This window comes from Streptomyces sp. NBC_01216, from assembly GCF_035994945.1.
Classification (GTDB): Bacteria; Actinomycetota; Actinomycetes; order Streptomycetales; family Streptomycetaceae; genus Streptomyces.
In genome coordinates, this window is record NZ_CP108677.1 from 7,005,234 (window position 1) to 7,027,251 (window position 22,018).

24 protein-coding genes are annotated in these 22,018 nt (G+C 73.9%); 7 read left to right on the forward strand and 17 right to left on the reverse strand.

Going from position 1 to position 22,018, the window contains the following annotated elements; translation table 11 throughout:
- Window positions 1-4 precede the first annotated feature (4 nt).
- Window positions 5-1,066: a type III polyketide synthase gene (locus OG393_RS31840; RefSeq protein ID WP_327378165.1), complete on the reverse strand. Its 1,062-nt coding sequence runs from the start codon at window positions 1,064-1,066 to the stop codon at window positions 5-7.
- A gap of 139 nt (window positions 1,067-1,205) precedes the next feature.
- Between OG393_RS31840 and OG393_RS31845 the strand changes: the two genes are divergently transcribed.
- Both OG393_RS31845 and OG393_RS31850 read left to right on the forward strand, forming a co-directional pair.
- Window positions 1,206-2,099, forward strand: coding sequence for a UbiA family prenyltransferase (locus OG393_RS31845; protein WP_327378166.1), 894 nt, complete (start codon window positions 1,206-1,208; stop codon window positions 2,097-2,099).
- A 115-nt stretch (window positions 2,100-2,214) separates the two neighbouring features.
- The gene (locus tag OG393_RS31850; RefSeq protein ID WP_327378167.1) at window positions 2,215-2,937 is read left to right on the forward strand and encodes a nitroreductase family protein; all 723 of its coding nucleotides are present in this window, start codon (window positions 2,215-2,217) and stop codon (window positions 2,935-2,937) included.
- Between the two features lie 162 nt (window positions 2,938-3,099).
- Here OG393_RS31850 and OG393_RS31855 read toward each other — a convergent pair whose 3' ends face one another.
- The 4 genes from OG393_RS31855 to OG393_RS31870 all read right to left on the reverse strand — a co-directional run bounded on the left by OG393_RS31855 (window position 3,100) and on the right by OG393_RS31870 (window position 6,360).
- A complete protein-coding gene (locus OG393_RS31855; RefSeq protein WP_327378168.1) occupies window positions 3,100-4,305 on the reverse strand; it encodes a nitric oxide synthase oxygenase in 1,206 nt (401 codons plus the stop codon).
- Window positions 4,306-4,514: 209 nt separating this feature from the next.
- Window positions 4,515-5,285 (reverse strand): SDR family NAD(P)-dependent oxidoreductase, encoded by a 771-nt coding sequence (locus OG393_RS31860; RefSeq protein ID WP_327378169.1) that lies wholly within the window; start codon window positions 5,283-5,285, stop codon window positions 4,515-4,517.
- Window positions 5,285-5,530 carry a DUF397 domain-containing protein gene (locus tag OG393_RS31865; protein ID WP_327378170.1) on the reverse strand — a complete coding sequence of 82 codons (246 nt, stop codon included), beginning with the start codon at window positions 5,528-5,530 and terminating at the stop codon, window positions 5,285-5,287. The genes OG393_RS31860 and OG393_RS31865 overlap by 1 nt, the downstream gene beginning before the upstream one ends.
- Window positions 5,527-6,360, reverse strand: coding sequence for a helix-turn-helix domain-containing protein (locus OG393_RS31870; RefSeq protein WP_442817384.1), 834 nt, complete (start codon window positions 6,358-6,360; stop codon window positions 5,527-5,529). Before OG393_RS31870 ends, OG393_RS31865 begins: the two co-directional genes overlap by 4 nt.
- Window positions 6,361-6,486: 126 nt before the next feature.
- Here OG393_RS31870 and OG393_RS31875 point away from each other — a divergent pair, with 126 nt between their 5' ends.
- Window positions 6,487-7,044, forward strand: a complete 558-nt coding sequence (locus OG393_RS31875) for an ATP-binding protein (protein WP_327378171.1) — start codon at window positions 6,487-6,489, stop codon at window positions 7,042-7,044.
- A gap of 139 nt (window positions 7,045-7,183) precedes the next feature.
- On the opposite strand, the gene OG393_RS31880 is transcribed toward OG393_RS31875, so the two are convergent.
- Entirely contained in the window at window positions 7,184-7,441 is a 258-nt protein-coding gene (locus tag OG393_RS31880; RefSeq protein ID WP_327378172.1) for a hypothetical protein, read from the reverse strand.
- Complete coding sequence (locus OG393_RS31885; protein ID WP_327378173.1) at window positions 7,428-7,709, reverse strand: DUF6400 family protein; 282 nt, start codon at window positions 7,707-7,709, stop codon at window positions 7,428-7,430. Before OG393_RS31885 ends, OG393_RS31880 begins: the two co-directional genes overlap by 14 nt.
- A gap of 212 nt (window positions 7,710-7,921) precedes the next feature.
- Here OG393_RS31885 and OG393_RS31890 point away from each other — a divergent pair, with 212 nt between their 5' ends.
- Together OG393_RS31890 and OG393_RS31895 are read left to right on the forward strand one after the other, a co-directional pair.
- Entirely contained in the window at window positions 7,922-8,047 is a 126-nt protein-coding gene (locus OG393_RS31890) for a hypothetical protein (protein ID WP_327378174.1), read from the forward strand.
- A 306-nt stretch (window positions 8,048-8,353) separates the two neighbouring features.
- Window positions 8,354-8,929, forward strand: coding sequence for a hypothetical protein (locus tag OG393_RS31895; RefSeq protein ID WP_327378175.1), 576 nt, complete (start codon window positions 8,354-8,356; stop codon window positions 8,927-8,929).
- Window positions 8,930-8,981: 52 nt separating this feature from the next.
- Here OG393_RS31895 and OG393_RS31900 read toward each other — a convergent pair whose 3' ends face one another.
- Window positions 8,982-10,541 (reverse strand): glycerol-3-phosphate dehydrogenase/oxidase, encoded by a 1,560-nt coding sequence (locus OG393_RS31900; protein WP_327378176.1) that lies wholly within the window; start codon window positions 10,539-10,541, stop codon window positions 8,982-8,984.
- Window positions 10,538-11,137: a TetR/AcrR family transcriptional regulator gene (locus tag OG393_RS31905; RefSeq protein WP_327378177.1), complete on the reverse strand. Its 600-nt coding sequence runs from the start codon at window positions 11,135-11,137 to the stop codon at window positions 10,538-10,540. Before OG393_RS31905 ends, OG393_RS31900 begins: the two co-directional genes overlap by 4 nt.
- Window positions 11,138-11,212: 75 nt before the next feature.
- Here OG393_RS31905 and OG393_RS31910 point away from each other — a divergent pair, with 75 nt between their 5' ends.
- Window positions 11,213-12,808, forward strand: a complete 1,596-nt coding sequence (locus tag OG393_RS31910; protein WP_327378178.1) for an FAD-binding oxidoreductase — start codon at window positions 11,213-11,215, stop codon at window positions 12,806-12,808.
- 29 nt (window positions 12,809-12,837) lie between these two features.
- Complete coding sequence (locus OG393_RS31915) at window positions 12,838-13,719, forward strand: diacylglycerol/lipid kinase family protein (protein ID WP_327378179.1); 882 nt, start codon at window positions 12,838-12,840, stop codon at window positions 13,717-13,719.
- Between the two features lie 87 nt (window positions 13,720-13,806).
- Here OG393_RS31915 and OG393_RS31920 read toward each other — a convergent pair whose 3' ends face one another.
- Genes OG393_RS31920 through OG393_RS31955 form a run of 8 tightly spaced genes read right to left on the reverse strand, consistent with a single transcriptional unit; the run spans window position 13,807 to window position 21,962 of the window.
- The gene (locus OG393_RS31920) at window positions 13,807-15,225 is read right to left on the reverse strand and encodes an NADH-quinone oxidoreductase subunit N (RefSeq protein WP_327378611.1); all 1,419 of its coding nucleotides are present in this window, start codon (window positions 15,223-15,225) and stop codon (window positions 13,807-13,809) included.
- Between the two features lie 5 nt (window positions 15,226-15,230).
- Window positions 15,231-16,736, reverse strand: a complete 1,506-nt coding sequence (locus OG393_RS31925; RefSeq protein WP_327378180.1) for a complex I subunit 4 family protein — start codon at window positions 16,734-16,736, stop codon at window positions 15,231-15,233.
- A gap of 3 nt (window positions 16,737-16,739) precedes the next feature.
- On the reverse strand, window positions 16,740-18,599 hold the full coding sequence (locus tag OG393_RS31930) for an NADH-quinone oxidoreductase subunit 5 family protein (protein ID WP_327378181.1): 1,860 nt from the start codon (window positions 18,597-18,599) through the stop codon (window positions 16,740-16,742).
- Entirely contained in the window at window positions 18,596-18,901 is a 306-nt protein-coding gene (locus OG393_RS31935; protein ID WP_327378182.1) for an NADH-quinone oxidoreductase subunit NuoK, read from the reverse strand. Before OG393_RS31935 ends, OG393_RS31930 begins: the two co-directional genes overlap by 4 nt.
- Complete coding sequence (locus OG393_RS31940; RefSeq protein WP_327378183.1) at window positions 18,898-19,458, reverse strand: NADH-quinone oxidoreductase subunit J; 561 nt, start codon at window positions 19,456-19,458, stop codon at window positions 18,898-18,900. The genes OG393_RS31935 and OG393_RS31940 overlap by 4 nt, the downstream gene beginning before the upstream one ends.
- Window positions 19,455-20,342, reverse strand: a complete 888-nt coding sequence (locus OG393_RS31945) for an NADH-quinone oxidoreductase subunit H (RefSeq protein WP_327378184.1) — start codon at window positions 20,340-20,342, stop codon at window positions 19,455-19,457. The genes OG393_RS31940 and OG393_RS31945 overlap by 4 nt, the downstream gene beginning before the upstream one ends.
- On the reverse strand, window positions 20,335-21,615 hold the full coding sequence (locus OG393_RS31950; protein WP_327378185.1) for a hypothetical protein: 1,281 nt from the start codon (window positions 21,613-21,615) through the stop codon (window positions 20,335-20,337). Before OG393_RS31950 ends, OG393_RS31945 begins: the two co-directional genes overlap by 8 nt.
- On the reverse strand, window positions 21,606-21,962 hold the full coding sequence (locus OG393_RS31955) for an NADH-quinone oxidoreductase subunit A (protein WP_327378186.1): 357 nt from the start codon (window positions 21,960-21,962) through the stop codon (window positions 21,606-21,608). Before OG393_RS31955 ends, OG393_RS31950 begins: the two co-directional genes overlap by 10 nt.
- Window positions 21,963-22,018: the final 56 nt, after the last annotated feature.

A 22,018-nucleotide genomic window follows, 5' to 3' on the forward strand; every position in this document is an offset into this window, starting at 1 on the left:
CGTCCTACCAGCTCAGCAGCACGAGTTCGCAACAGAACCCCGGTCCCATCGCCATCAGCAGGCCGGGCGTCCCCGGTGTGGGCCGTCGCTCCGCCAGCGTGTCCCGCAGCACGTGGAGCACCGACGAGGACGACAGGTTCCCCACCTCGGCCAGCGAGCGCCGGGTGATGTCGAGCGCTCCGTCGGGCAGTTCGAGCACCTCGGTCACGGCTTCCAGGACCTTGGGGCCTCCCGGATGGCAGACCCAGTGCGCGATGTCCTTCGGTTTGAGACCGTGGTCTTCGAGAAAGCCCCGCACGTCGTCCGCCAGATAGCGGCGCACGACGTCGGGCACGGCCGGGTCCAGGACGACCCTGAAGCCGGAACTGCGGATGTCCCAGCCCATCACACGTTCGCTGTCCGGGTACATCCGGCTGCGGGTGGCCACGACCCGTGGGCCGCCCGCGCCGTCCGCCGCGCGTTGTCCGCCCGTGGCCACCACCGCCGCGGCGCCGTCGCCGAACAGCGCGGTCGCCACGAGGTTGGCCGGCGTCGTGTCCTGGCCCTGGAACGTGAGGGAGCAGAGCTCGACCGAGAGCAGGACGGCCACGTGGGAGGGCCAGCCGAGCAGGTAGTCGTGCAGCCGGGCCACGCCGGCGGCTCCGGCGACGCAGCCCAGGCCGAAGACGGGCAGCCGCTTCACGTCCGGGCGCAGACCGAGACGGCCGACCAGCCGAGCGTCGATGGAGGGAGCGGCCACCCCGGTCACGGAGGCGAACAGCAGCAGGTCCACCTCCTCGGGGCGCAGCCGTGCCGCCCGCAGCGCGCCGCGCACCGCCTGCGCCCCGAGTTCGACGGCTTCACGGATGTACACGTCGTTGGCCGCTCCGAACCCGTGGAGTCCGCCGTAGCCCTCCAGCGGGAGCACGGTGTGCCGCGTCCGTACCCCCGCGTTGCGGTGGAGCCGGTCCAGAAGTCCGCGGTCCGCGCCCGGCGGCAGGCAGGTACGCGCCACCATGTCGGTGACGTCGCGCTGCGCGTGGCGATGCGGGGGGACGACGCCGTGTACGGCCGCGATGCGGGTCATCCTGACTCCTGAGGGTGAGGTGACATGGCGTCATCCTGCCTGCGCGGTCCTGAGGAAGGACGCATATTTCCCGCGCGTCAGGTCATTTCCTGCGTGTATCTCCCTTTTGCTTCGCTTCTTGGTGCCTACCATCGGGTCCGTGGACACACCGCACGTGCTGGACGCGCCGGGAGTCCGGGCCCCGGACGGGAGCCCGGCGCCGGGCAGAAGCCCCGGATGGCGTGCGCTGGCCCTCGCCTGTCATCCGGGGCCCGTCGTCGCGGTGACCGCGCTCACCACGGCCCTGTGCGCGGGGGCCGGTCTCGGCGCGGCCCGGAGCCTTCCGGTGTGCGCGGCCGTGCTCACCGGCCAACTGTCCGTCGGCTGGTGCAACGACGCCTTCGACGCCCGGCGGGACGCGGCGGCCCGCCGGGCGGGCAAGCCGGCGGCCGACGGCACGGTGGGGGTCCGCCGGGTGTGGGCCGCCGCCGCGGTCGCGCTCGCGGTGTGTGTCCCGCTGTCCCTGGCCGCGGGCCTCGCCGCGGGCTCGGTACACCTCACCGGGGTCGCCGCGGCGTGGCTGTACAACCTGCGGCTCAAGGCGACCGTGCTGTCCTGGCTCCCCTACGCGGTCGGCTTCGGCTCCCTTCCGGCCTTCGTCGCCCTCTCCCTGCCCGGCCACCCCCGTCCCGCCTGGTGGGCCGTCGCGGCGGGCGCCCTCCTCGGGGTCGCGGCCCATCTGGCGGACACGCTCCCCGACATCGCCGACGACCTCGCCGCGGGGGTCCGCGGCCTCCCGCACCGGCTGGGCGTGCACGGCACCCGGCTGCTGTTGCCCGTCCCCTTGGTGGCGGCGACGGCCCTGCTGCTGACGGGCCCCCGAGGGGCACGGTACGGAGTCTGGGAGGCGATCGTCCTGGGGCTGGTGGTCGTCGTCGGACTCGCGGGCACGCTGCTTCGCCGGTGCGGGCGCAAGGCCGCGCTGGCGGGGGCGGTCGTCGTGGCGGCGGTGGATCTGGCGCTGCTCCTCGCCCGGGGCATCACGATCGCGTGACGACGTCCGACGGCCCGTCACTTCACGGTCCGGGAAAGGCGTCCCGCGTGAACGGAGCGGCCCGCGTCCGCGGCCGGCCGGACCGGCCGCGCCGCCGCCTCCTAGACTCACGATCATGATTTCCCCCGACTTCGTCACCGAGCCGGACGACCCGGCGCTCTTCGCGACCATGTCGACCATGCGCGCCATGCGCCGCCTCAAGCCCGATCCGGTGCCCGACGCACTGGTCGACCGGCTGATACAGGCGGCCGTCTGGGGGCCCAGTGGCGGCAACATGCAGCGCTACGAGTACGTCGTCGTCACGGACCGCGCCGTGATGGCCTCCCTGGCGCCCCTGTGGAAGCGCTGCGTGGACGCCTACCTCGCCACCACGGGCAAGTACGCCCCCGAGGGCATGGACGAAGCCGCCTACGGACGCATGGTCGCCGCCATCGAGTACCAGCGCGACCACTTCGCCGACACCCCGGCACTGATCATCCCCTGCTACCGGTTCCCGGAGCCGAGGATCGAGGAGGAGGGGCTACGGCTCTACGCCGAGTCGCTCGGCGCGGAGGCCGTGACCCGCATGGCGGGGACACAGGACCGTTTCGCCGCCCTGGCGGAGGGTTCCTGCGTCTACCCCGGTGTGCAGAACCTGCTGCTGGCCGCCCGCGGGCTCGGGCTCGCCGCCAACATCACCATCTGGCACCTGATGCTCGAGGACGAGTGGAAGGCGGCCCTCGGGATCCCGGCGGACATGAACACCTTCGCGGCCATCCCGGTGGGATGGCCGCGCGGCCGGTTCGGCCCGGTCGGCCGGCGTCCCGTGGCGGACGTCGTCCACCGCGACCGCTGGTAGCCGCGCACGACGCCGCCCCGGGCGGGGCGCGGAACCCGCCGCGACGTTCAAGCGCCGGGTTGCGCGGCCGACGAGGCCGCTCACCGGTCCCGGAGCGCCCGGCCCTCGAAGCGTCCGGCCTCGGCTCGCTCCTGCGGAGAGGCACCGCCTCCGGCGTGGTGCTCAGGTCTTTCGGGCGAGGAAGGCGGGCCGGAGGGAAGGGTCGACCGGGTCGTAGTAGCGGTGGAAGACGGGGGTGGCGGAGCCGGAGAGCGGGGGGACGATCCAGCTCCAGTCGGCGGGCGTCGGCCTGCCCAGCCGGCTCTCCCGCTCCACGTGCCGCAGGAACCGCTCGGACTCGGTGTGGTGGTCGGCCATCGTCACCCCCGCCTCCTCGAAGGAGTGCAGTACCGCCACGTTCAGCTCGACCAGGGCCCGGTCCCGCCACAACGTGCGCTCCGACGAACGATCGAGCCCCAGCCGGTCCGCGATCAGCGGAAGCCGGTCGTACCGCCCGGCGTCGGCGAGGTTGCGGGCCCCGATCTCGGTCCCCATGTACCAGCCGTTGAAAGGAGCCGCCGGATAGCGGACTCCGCCGATCTCGAGGGTCATGTCGCTGATCGCCGGCACCGTGTACCAGCGCAGCCCCAGGTCGGCGAACCAGTCGTGATCCGGGTGCCGCAGTGTCACCTCGGCCACCGCGTCGTCCGGCAGCTCGTAGGGCTCCGGCCGCGCGCCGGGACGTTCCCGCACCATCAGCGGCAGGGGCTGGAAGGCGGCTTCGGACCGCTTCCAGCCCAGCGTGCGGGCGTACGCGGTCAGGGCGGCGCTGTGGGGGTCCCCGCACCAAGGGCCTTCGGGCGTGCGGTGTCCCGCGTAGCGGACCAGTTGGTCGTTGACGATCCTGGGCGCGGGCCGCTCGGGTCTGTCCGGCGCGAAGACCGAGATCACCGGACGGATCCGCCCGCCGTTCGCCGCTGTCCTCAAGTGCTCGAAGCACTGGGCCGCCACGCCGTCGGCGGAGGTGACGTGCCTCAGGTCGCGCACGACCAGACCGCGCCAGTAGAGCCGGCCTATGCAGCGGGCCGCGTTGCGCCAGGCGACGCGAGCGCCGAAGCGCAGTTCCTCCGGCGTGTGCTCGTACACACCGGTGCGGTCGATCGCGTCCCGTACGTCGCGGACTCTGTGCTCCACGTCTCCGGCGAGCGGCTGTTCGCGATGGAACTGGCGGATGAAACTCTCCGCCTGGTGCCGGTCCGTGAACTCCTGCGGTCGCGCGGGGCGGACGTCCGCCGCGGGGGCCGGGGTGTCGTGCGGGGCGCCGGACAGGGACGGGCACCCGCCGGGGGCGGGTGCGGACTTGCGGAAGCGGCTCAGATCGAAGACCACGATGTTCCTCCCGCGCCCATGAGTACCCGATGTGTGCGGGCGGGTGCGGAGAGTGGCGACTCTTCGTGTGGTGAGCGCGGCGCGCTGGTAAGGTGCCCGGCTTCAGGCGCTGTTATGGCGGTCACCGGCTTCTCGGAAAGCGGGCCGCGGGCCCGCGCTGTGCCCGCCCGGTCTTCCGGAGCGCCGGTCGGGCGGGCCGCACCCCGCGCTCAGTGCACCGAGAGCCCGCCGTCCACGAACAGCGCCTGCCCGGTGACGTAGCCGGAGGCCCGGCTCGCCAGGAACACCGCGGCCCCCTCGAAGTCCTCGGCCAGCCCGTTGCGTCCGACCATGGTGCGGGCGGCCAGCCCGGCGACCTGTGCCGGGTCGGACGCGAGGCGCTCGTTGAGCGGGGTCAGCACGAAGCCCGGCACGAGCGTGTTGACCGTCACCCCGCGCCCCGACCAGGCCTCGGCCTGCGAGCGGGCCAGCGACTCCAGGCCGCCCTTCGACACCCCGTACGCGCCCGACCGCACGAACGCCCGGTGCGCCTGCTGCGAGGTGACGTGGATGATCCGGCCGAAGCCGCGCTCGGCCATCCCGGGCCCGAAGCGCTGCCCGAGCAGGAACGGCGCCTCCAGGTTCACCGCCATCGTCCGGTCCCAGACCTCCTCGGAGAGCTCGGACAGCGGCGGACGCAGGTTGATCCCGGCGGAGTTGACGAGGATGTCCGGCTCGCCGTACACGGCGGCGGCCTCCTCGGCGGTGGCCCGCACGCCCGTACGGGTGCCGAGGTCGCCGCTGACCCAGGCCGCGGTGGCGCCGGCCTCGGTCAGCTCGTCGACGGCCGCCTTCAGCTCGGCCTCGCGCCGGGCGACGATCACGACCTTCGCCCCGGCCCGGGCCAGGGCGCGGGCGACGGCCTTGCCGATCCCCGAACTGCCGCCGGTGACCAGCGCGGTGCGCCCGGTCAGCGAGAACAGCTCGTCCAGATAGGCCATCAGATCCGCTCGCAGCGCGCGACGAACGCGCTCCAGGCGGCGGGCCCCAGCGCGAGCCGCGCGCCCTCGGGACGCTTCGAGTCGCGGACGTGCACGGTGCCGGGACAGGCGGCCACCTCGACGCAGTCGTCGCCGGAGCCGCCGCTGTAGCTCGACTTGTGCCAGGAGAGCGCCACTTCGACGCAGTCGTCGCCGTCGCCGCCGCTGTAGCTGCTCTTGAACCAGACCAGGTCGGTGCTGCTCATGTCGCTCCTCGCATCTGCCGCAACAGGCTCTGGGAGTCTTCCAGCGTAAGAGCCTGTGACCGCATCCTGGCATACCGCATCTGGAGGATGCCGACGTCTTTCGCCTCGGCGAGCAGCAGCCCGGCCCGCTGCCCCTCGCAGTACCCGTACCAGCGGTTCTCCTGGGTCTCCAGGAGGCGCATCGGCCCGTCCAGTCCCGCGTGGTGCCCCCGTCCCTGCGCCATCACCTGGATCTCGACGTTGCGCCGCTCGGACATCCGCAGCACGTGCTCCAGCTGGGCCCGGTGCACCTCGGGGCCGCCGGTCGGCCGGCGCAGCACGTGCTCCTCGATGATGAAGCTGTAGGCGGTGTTGGGGCGTTCGGTGAGCAGCTCCCGCCGCGCCGCGCGGGCCACCAGCTTCTCCTCGACCTCCGCGTCACCGAGCGGCGGTAACTGCTGCTCGAACAGCGTCCGCGCGTACGCGTCGATCTGCAGCAGCCCCGGCACGAGCCGGTTCTCGTACGTGTACAGGCACAGCGCCGCCGCCTCCAGGCGTGCCCAGCGCTGGAACCAGCTGGCCAGCCCCGGCTGCCGCGACAGGTGCTTCGCCGCCGCCCGCACCACCCCGAAGGCGTCGAGCAGCGCCTCCGCCCGCTCCACGAACGTGGGCGACGGGAAGCGCCGCCCCTGCTCCACCGAGGCGATCGTCTCCCGCGAATAGCGCACCTGCGCGGCGAACTCCTCCTGGGTCAGCCCCGCCCGCCTGCGGAACACCTTGACCACCTCCCCGAAGGCCCTCAGGCTGTCCGAGGTCTCCGGCTCCGCGACTCCGTCGGTCGTCGTCATCATGCGCACCTCCCACCCCGCATGCTCACGGACCGTGAGGAGTACTGTCCACCCTCCGGACTCGTACGCTCACGCAGCGTACGAGTTTCTGACCTGGGAACCCGCAGCCCGCCGCGCCACATTGGCCCCATGGCCACCCAGCAGACCCGCCAAGAGGCGGTTACCGTACGTGTGTTCACCCAGCGTTTCAGCTCCACCCCGCGCGGCGCCCGGCTGGCCCGGCGGCTCGCGCTCCACCAGCTCGACCGCTGGGGCCTCCCGCACGGCTGCCCGGTCTCCGACGCCGCCGCGCAGATCGTCGCCGAACTCGCCGCGAACGCCGTCACCCACGGGCGCGTGCCCGGCCGGGACTTCGAGCTGGCCCTCGCGTACCGGCCGGGCGAGCGCCTGCGCATCGACGTCTCCGACACACGCACCGAAGCCCGCCCCGGCCCGGTCCGGCCGACGGCCCCGCTCGCCGACGGCGGCCGGGGCCTGGCCCTCGTCGAGGCGCTCGTCGGCCGCTGGGAGGTTCTCCCACGCGTGCCCGTCGGCAAGACGGTCCGGGCGGAGCTGTACCTGGACGAGCGGGCGGCCTCGCCGGGCCGGACGCAATCGGGTGCGACGGCCTCGTGCCGAGCGGCGAGGGGTGTCCGCGACGAGGAGCCGGCAGGCCCGGAGGGTCAGCCGCTTGATGATCGATTCTGAGCGAGGAGCATGGGTCCGCTCTTGTGGCGCGTCCGTTCGCGGGGCGGCACGCGCTGCTCGGGCGGGTGGGCAGGACTCCCCGCGCGGACCGGTGGCCGCCCTCGCCGACGCCGTGGCCGTTCTCCGCACGGAACCGTGCTCAGCGGCGCGACCAGCCGCTGGTGACCCGGTCCCAGAGGGAGCGCGTGGCGCCGAAGCCGCTCTCGTGCACCCAGATGTGCGTGCACGCCGGGCACTGGAGGTGCAGCAGGCTGCCCGTGTTGGACAGCAGGTAGCGCCAGTGGTCGGAGCACGTCAGCCGCCGGCCGCAGGGTTCGCAGCCGTGCCCGTCGTCGCACGCGGGGCAGGCCACCCAGGCGCGGCGCCCCCGGTCCGCCTGCGGGTCAAGCGGCAGCATGCCCGCCCCCGCGCCGGGGGAGCACACCGGCCGCGACGAGCTCCTCGTAGAGGCGCCGCTGGTCCGCGTCGAGTCCGGAGTACAGCAGGTCGTACGCCGCCTCCTCGCCGCGCAGTACCTCGATCGGATCCCAGTCGGCGCCGACGGCGTCCAGGACGTGGACCTGTCGGAGCGCTTCCTGGGAGGTGAGGTCGAGGGTGAAGTCGACGAGCGAGAGGTCCGGGCGAGCGGACCCCTCAGGGTCGGGGGAAAGCGGAGAATGAGCCATATGGGCAACTTAGGTAACCCTTCATTCCCGCGGCAAGAGGGGGTGGGAGAAGTCACAGCCGCCACTTCACGCCCGGCGGAGGCCCCGAGGTCCCCGCGGGCGATTCAAACGCGCGCGGGCCGTCTTGTCGATGACACGCCTCGGCCGTTGTTCCGGCGCGTTCTCCTCGTTGTCATGACGACCGGCTTTTCCCTCGCCCGCCGGAGGCGTCGTTGAGCGTTCTCACCATCCTCGCCTGGGCCGCCGTCGTCCTCGCCTGCTGGCTCGCCGCCGGAGTGGCCGTCGTCGCCCTCTGGCACGTCTTCGTCCGCCGTCACAAGGACGGGGGCCCGCGCTGACCCGGTGGCTCCTGGCGACCTGACCAAGGACCCCGGCCGCGCCGGAGGCGGTCTCCCTCGCCGATCCGGTTCGGCCGGTCCAGGAAGACGGCGGGCCGCGGGTGCTGTCCGGCATCGGCGTGTGGCTCGACGGGGGCCGCGGCGCTGCTCGGCGCGCGGGCGTGGTCCCGCGGCAACCTTTCCCCGCCCGGCGGCAACGTGACGGTGCGGCGGAAGTCCGTCATGGCTCCGCCGGCCCTCCGCGCGCCCACCTGCCGGACCGGGAACGGATGCTCGCCCGGATCGAGCGGGGCATGGACGCCGCGGATGCCCCGCTTCGCGCGGCGCGTCCCGCACGCCCCGGCCCGTGGCCGCGGGTCCTCCTCCCGGGGCACGGCACCACACGGGACACCGCGGACCGCCCTCCAGCCCCCTCGCCTCCGGTCCGCCGCGGCCCCCCTCCGGCACGCCCCCCTCCTCCCCGGCGTCCCCGCCCGCAGCACGGCCACGCCGGCCGGGCGCACGAGCGGACCACTCTCCTCCGGTGGCTCCGTCAACCCCTACCGCAACGCCTACTGGGCGCAGAGCGACATCAGCGTCGAGACCGCGGCACCGTTGACCGCCCTCACCCTCGAGGTCGGCATCGCGCAGACCGGAGGGGTGGCCCTCACCGGCGCCTGGCGCACCCTGCCGGAGGAGGACTTCGCCTTCACCAGCGAGGAAGCCGGCGGCGTCCTGGTCTGCACATGGAGCCTCAAGGCGGGCCGCACCGTCCCGGCGGGGAAACACGTCTTCGCCGTCCAGTACGACCACGCCAGGGGCGGCCGGGACTCCGGCGGGGACACGTACACCGCGACGGGAGCCACCGCGGCAAAGGCGTACACCGTCGGCGGAGGCTTCTGAACCCGCTCGGTGCCCCGCGCCTCTCCCGGGCGCGCCGTTCCGGCGCCCGGGTCTACCGCCGGTCGGCCAGTGCCTCCCGGGCCGCGGCCTCGGCCGTGGCCCGGTCCGCCGCCACGAGACCGATGCGGGTGCGCCGGTCGAGGAGATCGGACGTGTCGAGCGCTCCCTCGTGGCGGACGGCCCACAGCAGTTCGGCCGCGGTGACGGGGTGGCCGGGGACGACGGGCCGGGCGAGCGCGGGGTCACCGAGGCCGAGGGCGTGCACGGCGGGAGCCTCGCTGCCGTAGCGGCGTACGAGACGCGCCGGGACGTCGAGCCGGGCGAGGGCGGCCGGCCGGGCGGCGCCGACCAGGGCGACGGAGGCGGTGCGGCAGGGGCCGGCGGTGAGCCGACGGCCGGCGACCACGGTGTCGACGGCGTCCTGGGCCATGCGCCGGTAGGTGGTGAGCTTGCCGCCCACGACGGTGACGATCCCGTCGGGCGAGGTGAGCACGGCGTGCCTGCGCGAGATGTCGGCGGTGCGGCCGCCCGGCCCGTCCGCGTCCAGCAGGGGGCGCAGCCCGGCGAAGGCCCCGATCACGTCGGCCCGCCGGACGGTGACGTCGAGGGCGGAGCCGAGCACGTCGAGGAGGAAGCCGATGTCGGTCTCGGGTACGTCGGGTACGTCGGGGACGTCTCCGTCGACGGGTTCGTCGGTGAGGCCCACGTAGACACGTCCGTCTCCCTGCGGCAGGACGAGGACGAAGCGGTTGGTCTCGCCCGGGATCGGGATGTGCAGGCCGGCGGAGAGCCGGCCGAGGTCCTCGGAACGCAGCACGAGGTGCGAGCCGCGGGAGGGGCGCAGCCGGACGTCCTCTACGAGGCCGCCCGCCCACACGCCGGTGGCGTTGACGACGGCGCGGGCCCGGATGCGCAGTTCCTGTCCGCTCGTCTCGTCGCGGACGAGCGCCCCGTCGCCGGTCAGTTCGAGGGCGCGCACGCGGGTGAGGACGTGCGCGCCGTGCGCGGCGGCGGTCCGGGCGATCGCGGTGACGAGCCGCGCGTCGTCGGTGAGCCGGCCGTCCCAGGAGAGCAGCCCGCCGCGCAGACCGGTGGGGCGCAGGGCCGGAGCCAGATGACGGGTCTCGACGGCGGACAGCGTGCGGGGTGCGGGCAGGGTGGAGCGGCGGGTGCGGGCGGAGGCGCGCAGCAGGTCGCCGGCGAGGAAGCCGGCTCGGGCGAGGGCGGCCTGGCCGCGGCTGACGAGAGGGGTGAGGGGCAGGACGAAGGGCTGGGCGCGGACCAGGTGGGGGGCGGTGCGTTCCATGAGGATGCCCCGCTCGACGGCGCTCTCGTGGGCGACGTCCAGCTGTCCGGTGGCGAGGTAGCGCAGGCCGCCGTGGACGAGTTTGGAACTCCAGCGGGATGTTCCGAAGGCCAGGTCGTGGGCGTCGACGGCGGCGACGCGGAGCCCGCGGGTGGCGGCGTCGAGTGCCACTCCCGCGCCGGTGGCGCCGAGACCGACGACCAGGACGTCGACCTCGGCGCCGTCGGCGAGCCGGGCCAGTTCGCGACCGCGGCGCGCGGCGTCGAGTGAGGAGCCGGGCAGGGCGGGGCTGCTCGTGGGGGTCATGGCGTGAGGGTCCTCTCCAGCAGGGTGCGCAGCTCGTCGAGGAAGGCGGCTTCGCTCAGTTCGGGATCGCTCTCGTCGGTCATGGTTCGCAGCGAGAGGGTGAAGGACTGGACGACGAGCAGGAGCGACCGGGCCTGCAGGTCGGTGCGCCCACGGCGTACCGACCCGTCCTCGTGACCCTCGTCGAGTGCCCCGGCGAGGAGCCCGAGAAGGGCCTCCTGGCTCGCGCCCCTGCGGTCGAGGATGTAGGGCAGCAGGAGTTCGGGGTCGACGTCGAGGATCTTGTGGAAGAGCGGGTGGGCGCGGAAGGCCGCGGCTCCCGCCACGAGCCCGTCGACGATCCGCGCCCGGACCGGCCGCTCCGGGTCGGCGCCGGGCATGGCGCCGGCGGCCACCGCGATCCATTCACGGGTCATCAGGTCGCCTACGAGGCTGCGCACGTCGGGCCAGCGGCGGTAGAGCGTCATCCGGGACACGCCCGCGCGCCGGGCGACGTCGGTCAGGGTCGTGCGCCGCACGCCGACGGCGAGCACGCAGTCGCGCGCGGCGTCGAGCACGGGATCTGCGTCCGAGTGGTTGTGACGAATGGGCGTCATCTGTCACAGTGTAATGCCAGTACGGGCCGAGCGGCAGCACCGTCCGTGAAACAAGACCGTGAGGAACTTCTCGAAGTGGACATGTTGTGGAGCGGCTGGGGAGACCCGGCCAAGGCAGCCCCGCTGCCCGACGCGGTGACCGGCCTCCTGCGCGACCTGCTCGGCGTCACCCCCCGCACGAGCGGCCCCTCGACCCTCGGCGACATCGAGGCACCCGCCCCGGCACTGCCGGACGAGGCCCGCGAGGCGCTCCGTGCCGTCCTCGCAGCCGAGGACGCCCTGTGCGACGACGCGGAGACCCGCATCCGGCACACCCGCGGCAAGTCGACCCCCGACCTGCTGCGCATACGGGCCGGTGAGATCGACGACATCCCGGCCGCCGTCCTGCTCCCGGGCAGCCACGACGAGGTGCTGGCCGTCCTGCGCGTCTGCGCCGGCCACGGTCTGGCCGCCGTTCCGTTCGGCGGCGGCACGTCGGTCGTGGGCGGGCTCGCGCCCGAGACGAAGCGGCCCTTCGTCGCCCTCGACCTGCGGCGCCTCGACCAGCTGCTCGCCGTCGACGAGGTGTCCCGTACCGCCACCCTGCAGCCCGGTCTCCGCGGGCCCCGCTGCGAGGCCCTGCTCAACGAGAGGGGCTGGACGCTCGGCCACTTCCCCCAGTCCTTCGAGTGGGCGTCCGTCGGCGGCTTCGCCGCGGCCCGTTCCAGTGGGCAGGCGTCCGCCGGGTACGGCCGCTTCGACGAGATGGTCCTCGCGCTGACCCTCGCCACTCCCGAGGGGACCCTCGAGACGGGACGGGCCCCCCGCTCGGCCGCCGGCCCGGACCTGCGCCAGCTGGTCCTCGGCTCCGAGGGCGCCCTCGGGGTGATCACCGCGGTGACCGTGCGCGTCCGCCCGCTGCCGCGCGAGCGGGTCTACGAGGGCTGGCACTTCGACTCCTTCGAGGCCGGTACCAGCGCACTGCGCCGGCTCGCGCAGGACGGCCCGCGGCCCACGGTGCTGCGGCTGTCGGACGAGACGGAGACCTTCATCGGACTCGCGCAGCCGGACGCCATCGGCGACGCCGACACCCCACCGGCCTCGGGCTGCATGGCGATCGCCGGCTACGAGGGCACCGAGGCGGAGACGGCCGCCCGGCGGGCCGCGGCCCGCGAGGTCCTGCTCGCCTGCGGCGGCCGGTACGTCGGCGAGGAACCGGGCGACCGCTGGGAGCACGGCCGCTACGACGCGCCGTACCTGCGCGACGCGCTCCTCGACGCCGGCGCGTTCGCCGAGACGCTGGAGACGGCCGGGTTCTGGTCCACGCTCCCGGAGCTGTACACGTCGGTGCGCGACGCCCTGACGTCGGCCCTCACCGAGGCCGGCACCCCGCCGCTCGTCATGTGCCACATCTCGCACACCTACGAGAACGGTGCCTCGCTCTACTTCACCGTCGTCTCCGCGCAGGGCGAGGACGCGGTCGCCCACTGGGAGCCGGTCAAGCGTGCCGCCAACGACGCGATCTTGGAGGCCGGCGGCACCATCAGCCACCACCACGGCGTGGGCACCGACCACCGGGACTGGTACGCCCGCGAGATCGGCCCCCTGGGAATCCGGATGCTGCAGGCTGTCAAGGCCGAGGTCGATCCGTCCGGGGTCCTCAGCCCCGGCGTCCTCATCCCCGTCCGCTGACCCCTTTCTGCCGTCCGGAGGCCCGATCCATGCGACAGTTCACCGCCGTCGTCAATCCCACCGCAGGGGGCTCCAGCGGGACGGCCGCCCTGCTCCCGCTGGCCCACCTGCTGCGGGAGGCGGGCGCGCGCCTCGACACCGTGTACAGCCGCAGCCTGGGCCACGCCCGCGAACTCGCCCAGCGGGCGGGGGAGCAGGGGCACGTCGTGCTCGCCGTGGGCGGTGACGGGATGGCCGGATGCGTCGGCGGAGCGCTCAGTGGCACCGGCACCCTGTTCGGCCTGGTGCCCGCGGGGCGCGGCAACGACTTCGCACGGGCCCTCGGGCTGCCGTCCGACGCCCCGCGCCTCGCCGAGCTGCTGCTCGAAGGCGAGCCGCGGGCCGTCGACACCATCGAGGTGGAATCGGCGACACACGACCGGGTCTCCGTCCTCGGCAGTGTGTACGCGGGCGTCGACGCCGTGGCCAACCGTCACGCGAACACCTCGCGTCTGCTGCGCGGCGCGGCCTCGTACTACGCGGGCGGGCTGCGGGCGGTCCTGGCCTGGAAGCCGGCCGCGTACCGGATCACCGTCGACGGGGTGCGGTACGAACGCGACGGCTACACGGTCGTCGCGGCCAACTCCGGCTTCTACGGCTTCGGACGGAACATCGCCCCGGGCGCGCTGCTCGACGACGGGCTGCTCGACGTCGTGGTGATCGGGGACGCTCCCAAGCGCCACTTCTTCGCGACGATGAACGAGCTGAAGACGGGTGCCCACGTGAACCGGCCGCAGGTCGAGATCCTCCGCGGCCGGGAGATCCGCATCGAGGCGGACCGTCCGCTCCCGTACGGGGCGGACGGGGAGGTCGACGCGACCGTCCCGGTGACGGTCCGGGTCCAGCCGGGGGCCCTCACCGTGCTGGCCTGACCCCCTTCCGGAGCCGGGCGGGCCCCACACCGCTCGGCTCCGGAAGAAGTGCCGGGGCCGGGCGGACGTCCGCCCGGCCCCGGGTACTCACGCCGCGGGTGAGACGGTGAGGACGGCCAGCACGGGTCCGGCCGCCAGGCCGAGTGCGAGGGAGGCCGCCGCGGCGCCGTGGGCGAGGCAACGGGCTCCGCGCTCCCCATCCGTGAGTGCCGCGTCGCCGCCCCGGGACAGGGCGGGCACGATCCAGCGCAGGTAGTAGAAGAGCGAGGCGACGGTGTTCACCGCAGCGAGGACGGCCAGCCAGGCGTAGCCACCGTCGAAGGCGGCGGCGAAGCTCTCCAGTTTGCCGACGAAGACGGCGGTCGGCGGGGTGCCCACCAGGCCGAGGAGGCACACGACGAGGCTGGCGGCGAGCAGCGGCCGACGACGGGCCAGGCCGCGGTAGTCGGCGAGCGCGGTCGCCCGCGGCAGGGCGCAGACCACGGCGAAGGCGCCCAGGTTGGTCACGGCGTACGCGGCCAGGTAGAAGAGCAGGGCGGGCCGGGCCAGCTCCGAGCGCCCGGCGACGACGACGGGCATCAGCAGGTATCCGGCCTGACTGACCGTCGAGTAGGCGAGCAGCCGTTTCGCCTCCGTCTGGAAGAAGGCGCCCAGATTCCCCAGCGTCATCGACGCGGAGGCGATCACGGCGACGAGCGGTGCCCACGGCACGGCGTCGTCCGTGAGGACCGCCTCGCCCAGCCGCAGCAGGGCGGCCAGCGCGCCGACCTTCGGAAGGGTGCTCAGGAACGCGGACACCGGAGAGGTGCTGCCCTGGATCACGTCCGGCACCCAGAAGTGCGCCGGCACGGCGCCCGCCTTGAACATCATGCCCGCGAGCAGTCCGAGCGCGCCGACGGCCACGAGGGCCCGTGGCGCCTCGGGCAGGGCGATGCCCAGCGGAGGGTAGCCGGTGGCCCGTCCGGAGGCGTACAACAGGGTGATTCCGGCCAGCATCAGGACGCCGAGGAGTGCGCCGACCACGTAGTACTTCAGCGCCGCCTCGGTCCCCGGCCCGTCCTTGCGGAAGCCGGCGAGCGTGTACGCGGGGATGCTCGCGAGCAGGTATCCCGCGGCGAGCAGCAACAGGTCCTGCGCGCCCGCCATGACGAGGACGCCGAGGCAGGAGAGCTGGAGCAGGACGTAGGTCTCGCTCTCCCGCGCGTGCCGGTGGAACGGCCCCGCGAAGAGGGCCAGCACGAGGAGGAGGCCGCCCAGGACGACGGCCCGCGCCGTGCCGGTGACCGGGTCGACGGTGAACGCCTCGCCGAACGCAGTCCGTTCGGGTCCGGCGGCGGCGACGGACGCCGAGACGATGCCCGCGCATGCCGCGGCCGCGGCCAGCAGCCCCACCAGCCACTGCCGGCCCCGCGGCAGCCAGGCTCCGAGGAGCAGGCCGGCGACGGCCGAGGCGGCGAGCAGCACCTCCGGCAGGAGAGCCTGCGGATCGGCGTTCATGTCGTTCATGGTGTTCATCGGGCGAGCTGCTCCAGGACCGTGCGGGAGGCCGGCTCGATGACGTCGAGGAGGAAGCGGGGGGCGACCCCGAGCAGGACCGTCAGCGCGAGGAGCGGCACGACGGCCGCGTTCTCGTGCGTCCGCAGGTCGGGGAAGACCCGCGCGGTGCCGGGCGCGTCCGGCAGTCGCAGCGGTCCCATCAGGATCCGGCGCAGCGCGCGCAGGAACAGCGCGGCCGTGAGAAGGATGCCGAGGACGGCCAGCGCGGTGGCCAGCGGACGCGGACCGAGGGCTCCGGTGAAGATCTGGAACTCCGCGACGAAGCCGGAGAACCCGGGGAGCCCGAGCGACGCGAAAGCGGCCACGCCCGTCAGGGCCGCGAAGACCGGTGCCGGTGCGGCGACGCCCCCGTAGGCGCCCATGTCGTACGTCCGTCCCCGCTCGTACAGCGCGCCGGCGAGGAGGAAGAGCGCCCCGGTGATCAGACCGTGGCTGACCATCTGCGTGACCGAGCCGGTGATCGCCAGGGAACGTGCCTGGGTCGAGGTGTCGGCCGTCGCGGCGGCCGCTCCCACCGCCAGGACGATGTACCCCATGTGGTTGACCGACGTGTACGCCACCATCCGCTTGAAGTCGGTCTGGGCGAGAGCCACCAGGGCGCCGTGCAGGACGGAGACGACCCCCACCACGACCAGGACCAGCGCGTACCGCCGCCACGCGCCGGGGAGCATCGGCATGGCGATCCGCAGGAAGCCGTAGGTGCCCATCTTCAGCAGCACCCCGGCGAGGATCGCCGAACCCGCCGCCGGGGCTTCGGTGTGCGCCGGGGGCAGCCAGGTGTGGAAGGGCACGGTCGGCGTCTTCACGGCGAGGCCGACGACGACGGCGAGCAGTACCAGGGAGGCGTAGGACGAGCGTCCCGCGAGAGGGTTCTGCCGCGTCAGTTCCACCATGTCGAAGGTGTGCGGGACGGCGGCCAGGTAAAGCCCGATAAATCCGAGCAGCAGCGCCAGCGACCCGACGAAGGTGTAGAGGAAGAACTTCAGCGCGGCCCGCTTGGCATCCCGGTGCCCCCAGCCGGCGATCACGAAGTACATCGCCACGATCGACAGGTCGAAGAAGACGAAGAACAGGATGAGGTCGAGCGAGACGAACAGGCCGAGACAGGTGGTCTGGAGGAAGAGGAAGAGAGCCGCGTAGGCGCGCGGACGGCGGCTCTCCCGCAGCGAGTACAGGGCGCAGGCGAGGAAGAGGACACAGGTCAGAGCGAGCAGCGGCAGTGAGAGGCCGTCGACGCCGAGGTGATAGCCGACGCCGGCGCTCGGGATCCACCGGGCCCGCACCTCGTACCCCGTCCCGCCCTTCGTGTCGTACCCCGCCCACACGGCTCCGGCCAGGGCGAGTTCGGCGGCGGTCGCGGCCACCCAGACGGCACGCGGCACCCCCGGGGGGACACGGGCGGGGAGGCACAGCAGCAGGACGGCGACCGCGGTCGGCGCGAACACGAGGACGGTGAGCAAGGGTTACCTCACGAGGACGAGCACGACGGCGAGGACGGTGAAGGCGGCGACCGCCTGGGCGAGGTACTGGTGCAGGAGGCCGGTCTGTGGCCTCCGGGCCCAGCCGCCGAGCCCTCTGGCCCCGGAGGCGACTTGCTCGGCCGCCCTGTCGTAGGCCCGCTCGAGTACGCGGTCGGTCCAGCGGGCACCCGCGAGCGTGGCCCGGGCCGAGGCGTCGACGGCCCGGTCCACGACGCGGTCGTCGAACGCCGCGGCGGCGTGCGAGACACGCAGCACGGGGGAGACGAGAAGGACGTGGGCGGCGTGTTCGAGACCGAGCCACCGCGCGCACGCGGACGCCGCCCAGCCGGGCAGCGGGACCGGCCGGACCCCGCGGACCCAGACGACGACCGCCGACGACAGCGCGAGCGCGGCGGAAAGGGCGAACTCCCAGACGTGGGGACCCCGCTGGTCCGAGGCGGCGAGATACCGGTCGAGCGCGTCCCGCAGCGGCGGGAACGCGACGGGGGTGAGGGCGAGGCATGCCAGGGCGGGCACAGCCAGCGGCGCGATCACCCCGCGGGGGACGCGGGACCGTCCCGTCGTCCGCGGGGGGGCGGGACGCCACACGAACCACAGGATCTTGACGCTGTAGACGGCGGAGACCACCGCCCCGGCGAGTCCGGTCATGTACAGCCACGTGTCGTCCCCCAGAGCTCCGGCGAGCAGCACGTCCTTCGCCGCCCACAGGGCCAGCGGAGGGATCCCGGCGAGCGACAGGGCGCCGACGGTGCAGAGCGTCCCGAGTACCCGGGACGACCGGGCCGCGCCGCGCAGTTCGGGGAGCTGCTGGGTGCCCCAGGACGCCAGCCAGGCGCCGGCCACCAGGAAGAGCAGGCTCTTCGCGGCGGCGTGGGCCATCAGCTGTAGCGTCGCCCCGGTCGTCGCCCCGGCCCCGGCGGCCAGCACGATGAACCCGATCTGCGCGCAGGTGGAGGCGGCGAGCAACTGTTTCAGGTCGCTCTGCGCGACAGCGACGAGTCCGAGCAGGACCGCTCCGGCGGCTCCTGTCCAGGCGGTCGCCGCCGCGCCCCACCCCGAGGCGTCGAGCAGCGGTCCGACCCGCACGAGCAGATACGCCCCCGCCACCACCATGGCGGCCGAGTGAAGGAGCGCTGACACGGGGCTGGGGCCTTGCATGGCGCGCGACAGCCAGAAACTGAAGGGGAGCTGTGCGGACTTTCCGAGGGCGGCGACGAGGAGGCCCGCCGTGACGAACGACAGCCACGGCTCGTCGGCGTCGGCCAGCCCGGACAGGGTGAGCGGGCCGGGCCGGGCCGCGAGGGCGGCGCCGGCCGCCAGGTAGAGTCCGAGATCGGCCGCGCGGGTGGTGAGGAAGGCGGTCTCGGCCGCGGCCGTACGGACGGGCTCCCGCCACCAGTAGCCGATCAGGGCCCACGAGGTGGCGCCCATCAGCTCCCAGCCCAGCAGCAGTGTCGGAAGGGTGGCGGCGGTGACCGTGACGAGCATGCCGCCCACGAAGAGGAGCATCAGTCCGAAGAAGCGGGACCGGGCCTCCTCCGGGCCGAACTCGGCCGCCGCGAAGAGCAGCACGACCAGGGCGACCGCGGTGACGGTGACCACGAGGACCCCGGACAGTCCGTCCACGGCGAGCCGGACGGGTAGGCCGTTCAGGAAAGGCGCCTCGACGGCCGGCCGGCGCGTCGCGGCGTCCGCCGCCAGCGCGACCGCCGGGCCGAGAGCCGCCGTCACGGCCCCGACGGCCGTGCCGGCGGCCCAGCGGTCCGTCCGGACTCCGGCCAGCGCGAGCAGGGTTCCGGATACGAGGGGCAGGAGCACCAGTGACCACAGCAGCGGGCTCACTCTCTCAACTCCGCGGCCATATCGGTCATGTCCACCTCGCGGGACCGGAACAGCGCGGTGACGACCGCGAAACCGATGGCCATCTCCAGGGCCATGGCGGTGATGGCGACGACGATCAGGACCTGGCCGTCGGCCGTGGCGGGAGCGATGTGGTGCCAGGCGGCGCCCGCCGCCAGGATCACCCCGCCGAGCATCAGCTCCAGGCCCATCATCAGCATGACGACCGACTGCTGGGTCAGCGCCCCGAACAGACCGGTGCAGAACAGCGCGGCGGCCAGGACCAGGAACAGCTCCAGGTTCACCGGCCGACCCCGCCCCGGACCGGGTCGTCGGGCCGCGTGGCCCGGAGGTCGTCCCCGTAGCGGTCGTAACGTCCGCGCCGGGTGGCCAGGACGACGCTCGACACGATTGTCGCGAACAGCGCCATGCCGAGCGTCGTCATGGTCAGCATGTGGGGCCCCATCAAGGAGAGGCCCAGGTCCGCGGTCGGATCCGGGGGTGCCGTGCCGCGTCGGGGCGGCCAGGGCACGAGGAGGACGCCGGTGACGAGCAGCGCGAACACCACGGCGCAGAGGAAGCCCGCGCCCCGGGTGTTGTGCGTCATCGTCATGGGCATGAGCCCCGCCGGGTTCATCATGAACATGATCATGAAGACGGCCATGATGGCCATCTCGATCGTCATCATCAGGACGGTCACGATCCCCAGGTAGTCCAGACCGAGCACGATCAGTTCCCCGCCCACGCACAGCAGCGAGGTCAGCAGCGAGAACGTGGCGCGCGCCATCGAGTCGAAACGGAAGACCAGTACCCCGCTCGTCACGGCGAGCACTCCCAGTACCCAGAACGCGACCACGCTCACCGGCCCAGCACCACCAGCGCCACCACCAGAGCCTGCGCCACCGCCAGCGGTGTCAGCACCACCCAGGCCACCTCCACGTACCGCTCCGTTCGGACGGTCGGCATCCGGCGCCGCACCCACAGCAGGAAGGCGAGCACGGCCGCCGTCTTGATCCCCGTCCACGCCCAGCCCGGCAGCAGCGGCCCGTTCCCGCCGCCCAGGAACAGCGGTACGGCGAAGGCCGCGGACACGACGAACAGCAGCCATCGCCCGCCCAGGAACAACAGCCGCTCCACCCCGCACAGCTCGACGGCCGCCCCGCCTGCCGTGTCCGTCCCCACCGGCTGGTCGAAGGGACCCCAGAACGCCATGGCGAGCGCGCTCGACAGATAGATCCCGAACGCCACCGGCATCCACAGCGCGAACCACACCCCGTCCTGCGCCTCCACCACCGCTCCCACCCGCAGGGACTCGCCGCCCAGCGCCGCCGTGGTGATCGCCAGCATGTGCGGGAGCTCGTAGGCGAGGCCCTGCGCGAGGAACCGGTACCCGCCGATCAGCGACAGCGTCGAGTTCGGGCCCCACCCCGTCAGCCACACGGCCGCCCAGGCCAGCGCCTCCATCGCGTTGAACCACACGATGCCGTCGGGCAGATCGCCGACCGCGCGGAAACCCAGAGGCACGACTGCGGCGGCGAGGACGGCGGCGACCGGCAGCAGTCCCGTTCCCAGTCTGACGAGCGGCACGTCCGACGCACGCACCATCCGCCGCTGCTGCACGAGCAGTGCCAGCGCGCGCCGGCCGCTTCCCGACGGCCCGGCGTCCACCGCGGCCACGGCCCACACGAGGACCGCAAGCCCGGCCGGGACGACGAGGACCACCCACAGCGGAGCGTCGTCAGCCATGCGCGCGACCCCCCGGGACGTCGGGCGCGGGCGGTTCGTCGAGATCGGGATCGACGCTCGCCACGATCAGCCGCGCGCAGGCGAACTCGGTGCCCCGCAACAGTCCGGGAAGCGCGTCCAGCGGCGTCCCGGACGCCCGGCCCCGCGGGTCGACGGGACCCCGTGGTCCGACCGGCGCCAGGCCGGAGAGCGGATCGCGGCTCCCGAGGTCCGCGAGGCCGCGCTCGACCGCGTCCAGCCAGAGGATCAGCCTCCGGTGCGCGTCCACCCCGCCCGGCTCCTCCCACGACGCGCCGACACCCGCGGTCAGCCACCGCAGCGTCCACGATCCGCGCAGCCGGCGTGCCAAGGGCGTGACACGACCGCGGAGTTCGTCCTCGCCCGCCCCGGCCAGCGCGCGATCGCGGGCCGTGCGGGCCCGGACCGCAGCGGTGCGCCAGCCGGCCACCCCGAGGAACCGGCCGAGACTGTCGAGATGCGCCGCGCACGTCCGCCGGGCGGCCTCGCCGACCGTCACCGGCTCACCCGCCAGGGCGCGGAGCCACGGCTCGTTCCAGAACGCGGGGCGTGCCGGAGAGGCCCCCGGGACGGTGTCGACCTCGGCCCCGCGCACCACATCACCCTGGAGCTCCAGGTACACCACCAGGCCCGCCGGCCATTCGGTCAGCGCCGGGCCGAGCGGTACGTGCAGCAGATCGAGCCGCAGTCCGTCGCGGTCGTCGCCCCGCTCGGCCAGGGGAAGACCGGCGACGCCCCCCATGGCGTGCGCGTGCCCCCCGGGGCCCGCGTCACCTGACCCCACCGACCGGTGCCCGCCTTGACGGTGGTCGGGGGGACCGCCGTGACCGCCGTCCGGGCCGTGCGCGTCGTCGCGACCGGGCCCGTCGTGGGGGCCGTGTCCGACCTCCCGGTCGGGGCGCCGCCCGGTCCGGCCGCCCCGGCCTCCGGAGCTCTGCCCGGCGGCGGCGAGGAGCAGCGCGTGCCCACGGTCCAGCGCGGCTCCCGCCCCCTCGGCCTCGGTGATCGTCACCCGGGCCTTCGGCCCCGGTACGGCCCGCCACACGCGTTCCGCCCAGTCCTCCCCGCCCAGCCGGCGCGGGGTACCGGCGAACACCAGGAGATTCGCCGAGGCCGGTGCGTCCGCCCGGGACCAGCCCCTGCGGCCGATCTCGGCCTCCACGGCCAGCCGCTCGCGAGTGGCCCCCGGACTCGCCGTCAGGAGCACTGCGGGCCGGGCCAGCGCGGCCCTCGCGACCCGTGCCCTCAGGTCCACCGCAACGCCCCCTCGCGCCAGGCGTAGACGACACCGGCGAGCAGCACGCCGAGGAACAGGAACATCTCGACGACCGCCGAGACCCCCACCTCCGGGACGATCTTCGTCCACGGATACATGAACAGCATCTCCATGTCGAAGGCGAGGAAGATCATCGTGACGGGGTACCAGCGCACGTGGAACCGCGAGACCGGATGCTCCCGTGGCTCCAGGCCCCCGCTGAACGGGCCGGTGCGCTGCACGTCACCGCCGCCGCGGACGACCGCCCCGATGCCGTACAGCAGGAACACGCCCACCAGGGCGACGGCGAGCAGGGCGATGACCGGCTGCCACTGCGCCGCTTCCACGTGATCCCCTTCCGGCGCGCGGACCGCGCGCCCGGCGTCGGCAGGCAGCATGTCAG

Excerpts from the sequence above, each read along its gene's own strand:
- OG393_RS31880 (WP_327378172.1), bottom strand. The coding sequence starts at position 7,441 with ATGCTGCCGCTTGACCCGCAGGCGGACCGGGGGCGCCGCGCCTGGGTG.
- OG393_RS31850 (WP_327378167.1), top strand. The coding sequence starts at position 2,215 with ATGATTTCCCCCGACTTCGTCACCGAGCCGGACGACCCGGCGCTCTTC.
- OG393_RS31915 (WP_327378179.1), top strand. The coding sequence starts at position 12,838 with ATGCGACAGTTCACCGCCGTCGTCAATCCCACCGCAGGGGGCTCCAGC.
- OG393_RS31870 (WP_442817384.1), bottom strand. The coding sequence starts at position 6,360 with ATGATGACGACGACCGACGGAGTCGCGGAGCCGGAGACCTCGGACAGC.
- OG393_RS31875 (WP_327378171.1), top strand. The coding sequence starts at position 6,487 with ATGGCCACCCAGCAGACCCGCCAAGAGGCGGTTACCGTACGTGTGTTC.
- OG393_RS31900 (WP_327378176.1), bottom strand. The coding sequence starts at position 10,541 with ATGACCCCCACGAGCAGCCCCGCCCTGCCCGGCTCCTCACTCGACGCC.
- OG393_RS31840 (WP_327378165.1), bottom strand. The coding sequence starts at position 1,066 with ATGACCCGCATCGCGGCCGTACACGGCGTCGTCCCCCCGCATCGCCAC.
- OG393_RS31865 (WP_327378170.1), bottom strand. The coding sequence starts at position 5,530 with ATGAGCAGCACCGACCTGGTCTGGTTCAAGAGCAGCTACAGCGGCGGC.
- OG393_RS31920 (WP_327378611.1), bottom strand. The coding sequence starts at position 15,225 with ATGAACGACATGAACGCCGATCCGCAGGCTCTCCTGCCGGAGGTGCTG.
- OG393_RS31905 (WP_327378177.1), bottom strand. The coding sequence starts at position 11,137 with ATGACGCCCATTCGTCACAACCACTCGGACGCAGATCCCGTGCTCGAC.
- OG393_RS31895 (WP_327378175.1), top strand. The coding sequence starts at position 8,354 with ATGCCCCGCTTCGCGCGGCGCGTCCCGCACGCCCCGGCCCGTGGCCGC.
- OG393_RS31885 (WP_327378173.1), bottom strand. The coding sequence starts at position 7,709 with ATGGCTCATTCTCCGCTTTCCCCCGACCCTGAGGGGTCCGCTCGCCCG.
- OG393_RS31860 (WP_327378169.1), bottom strand. The coding sequence starts at position 5,285 with ATGGCCTATCTGGACGAGCTGTTCTCGCTGACCGGGCGCACCGCGCTG.
- OG393_RS31945 (WP_327378184.1), bottom strand. The coding sequence starts at position 20,342 with ATGGCTGACGACGCTCCGCTGTGGGTGGTCCTCGTCGTCCCGGCCGGG.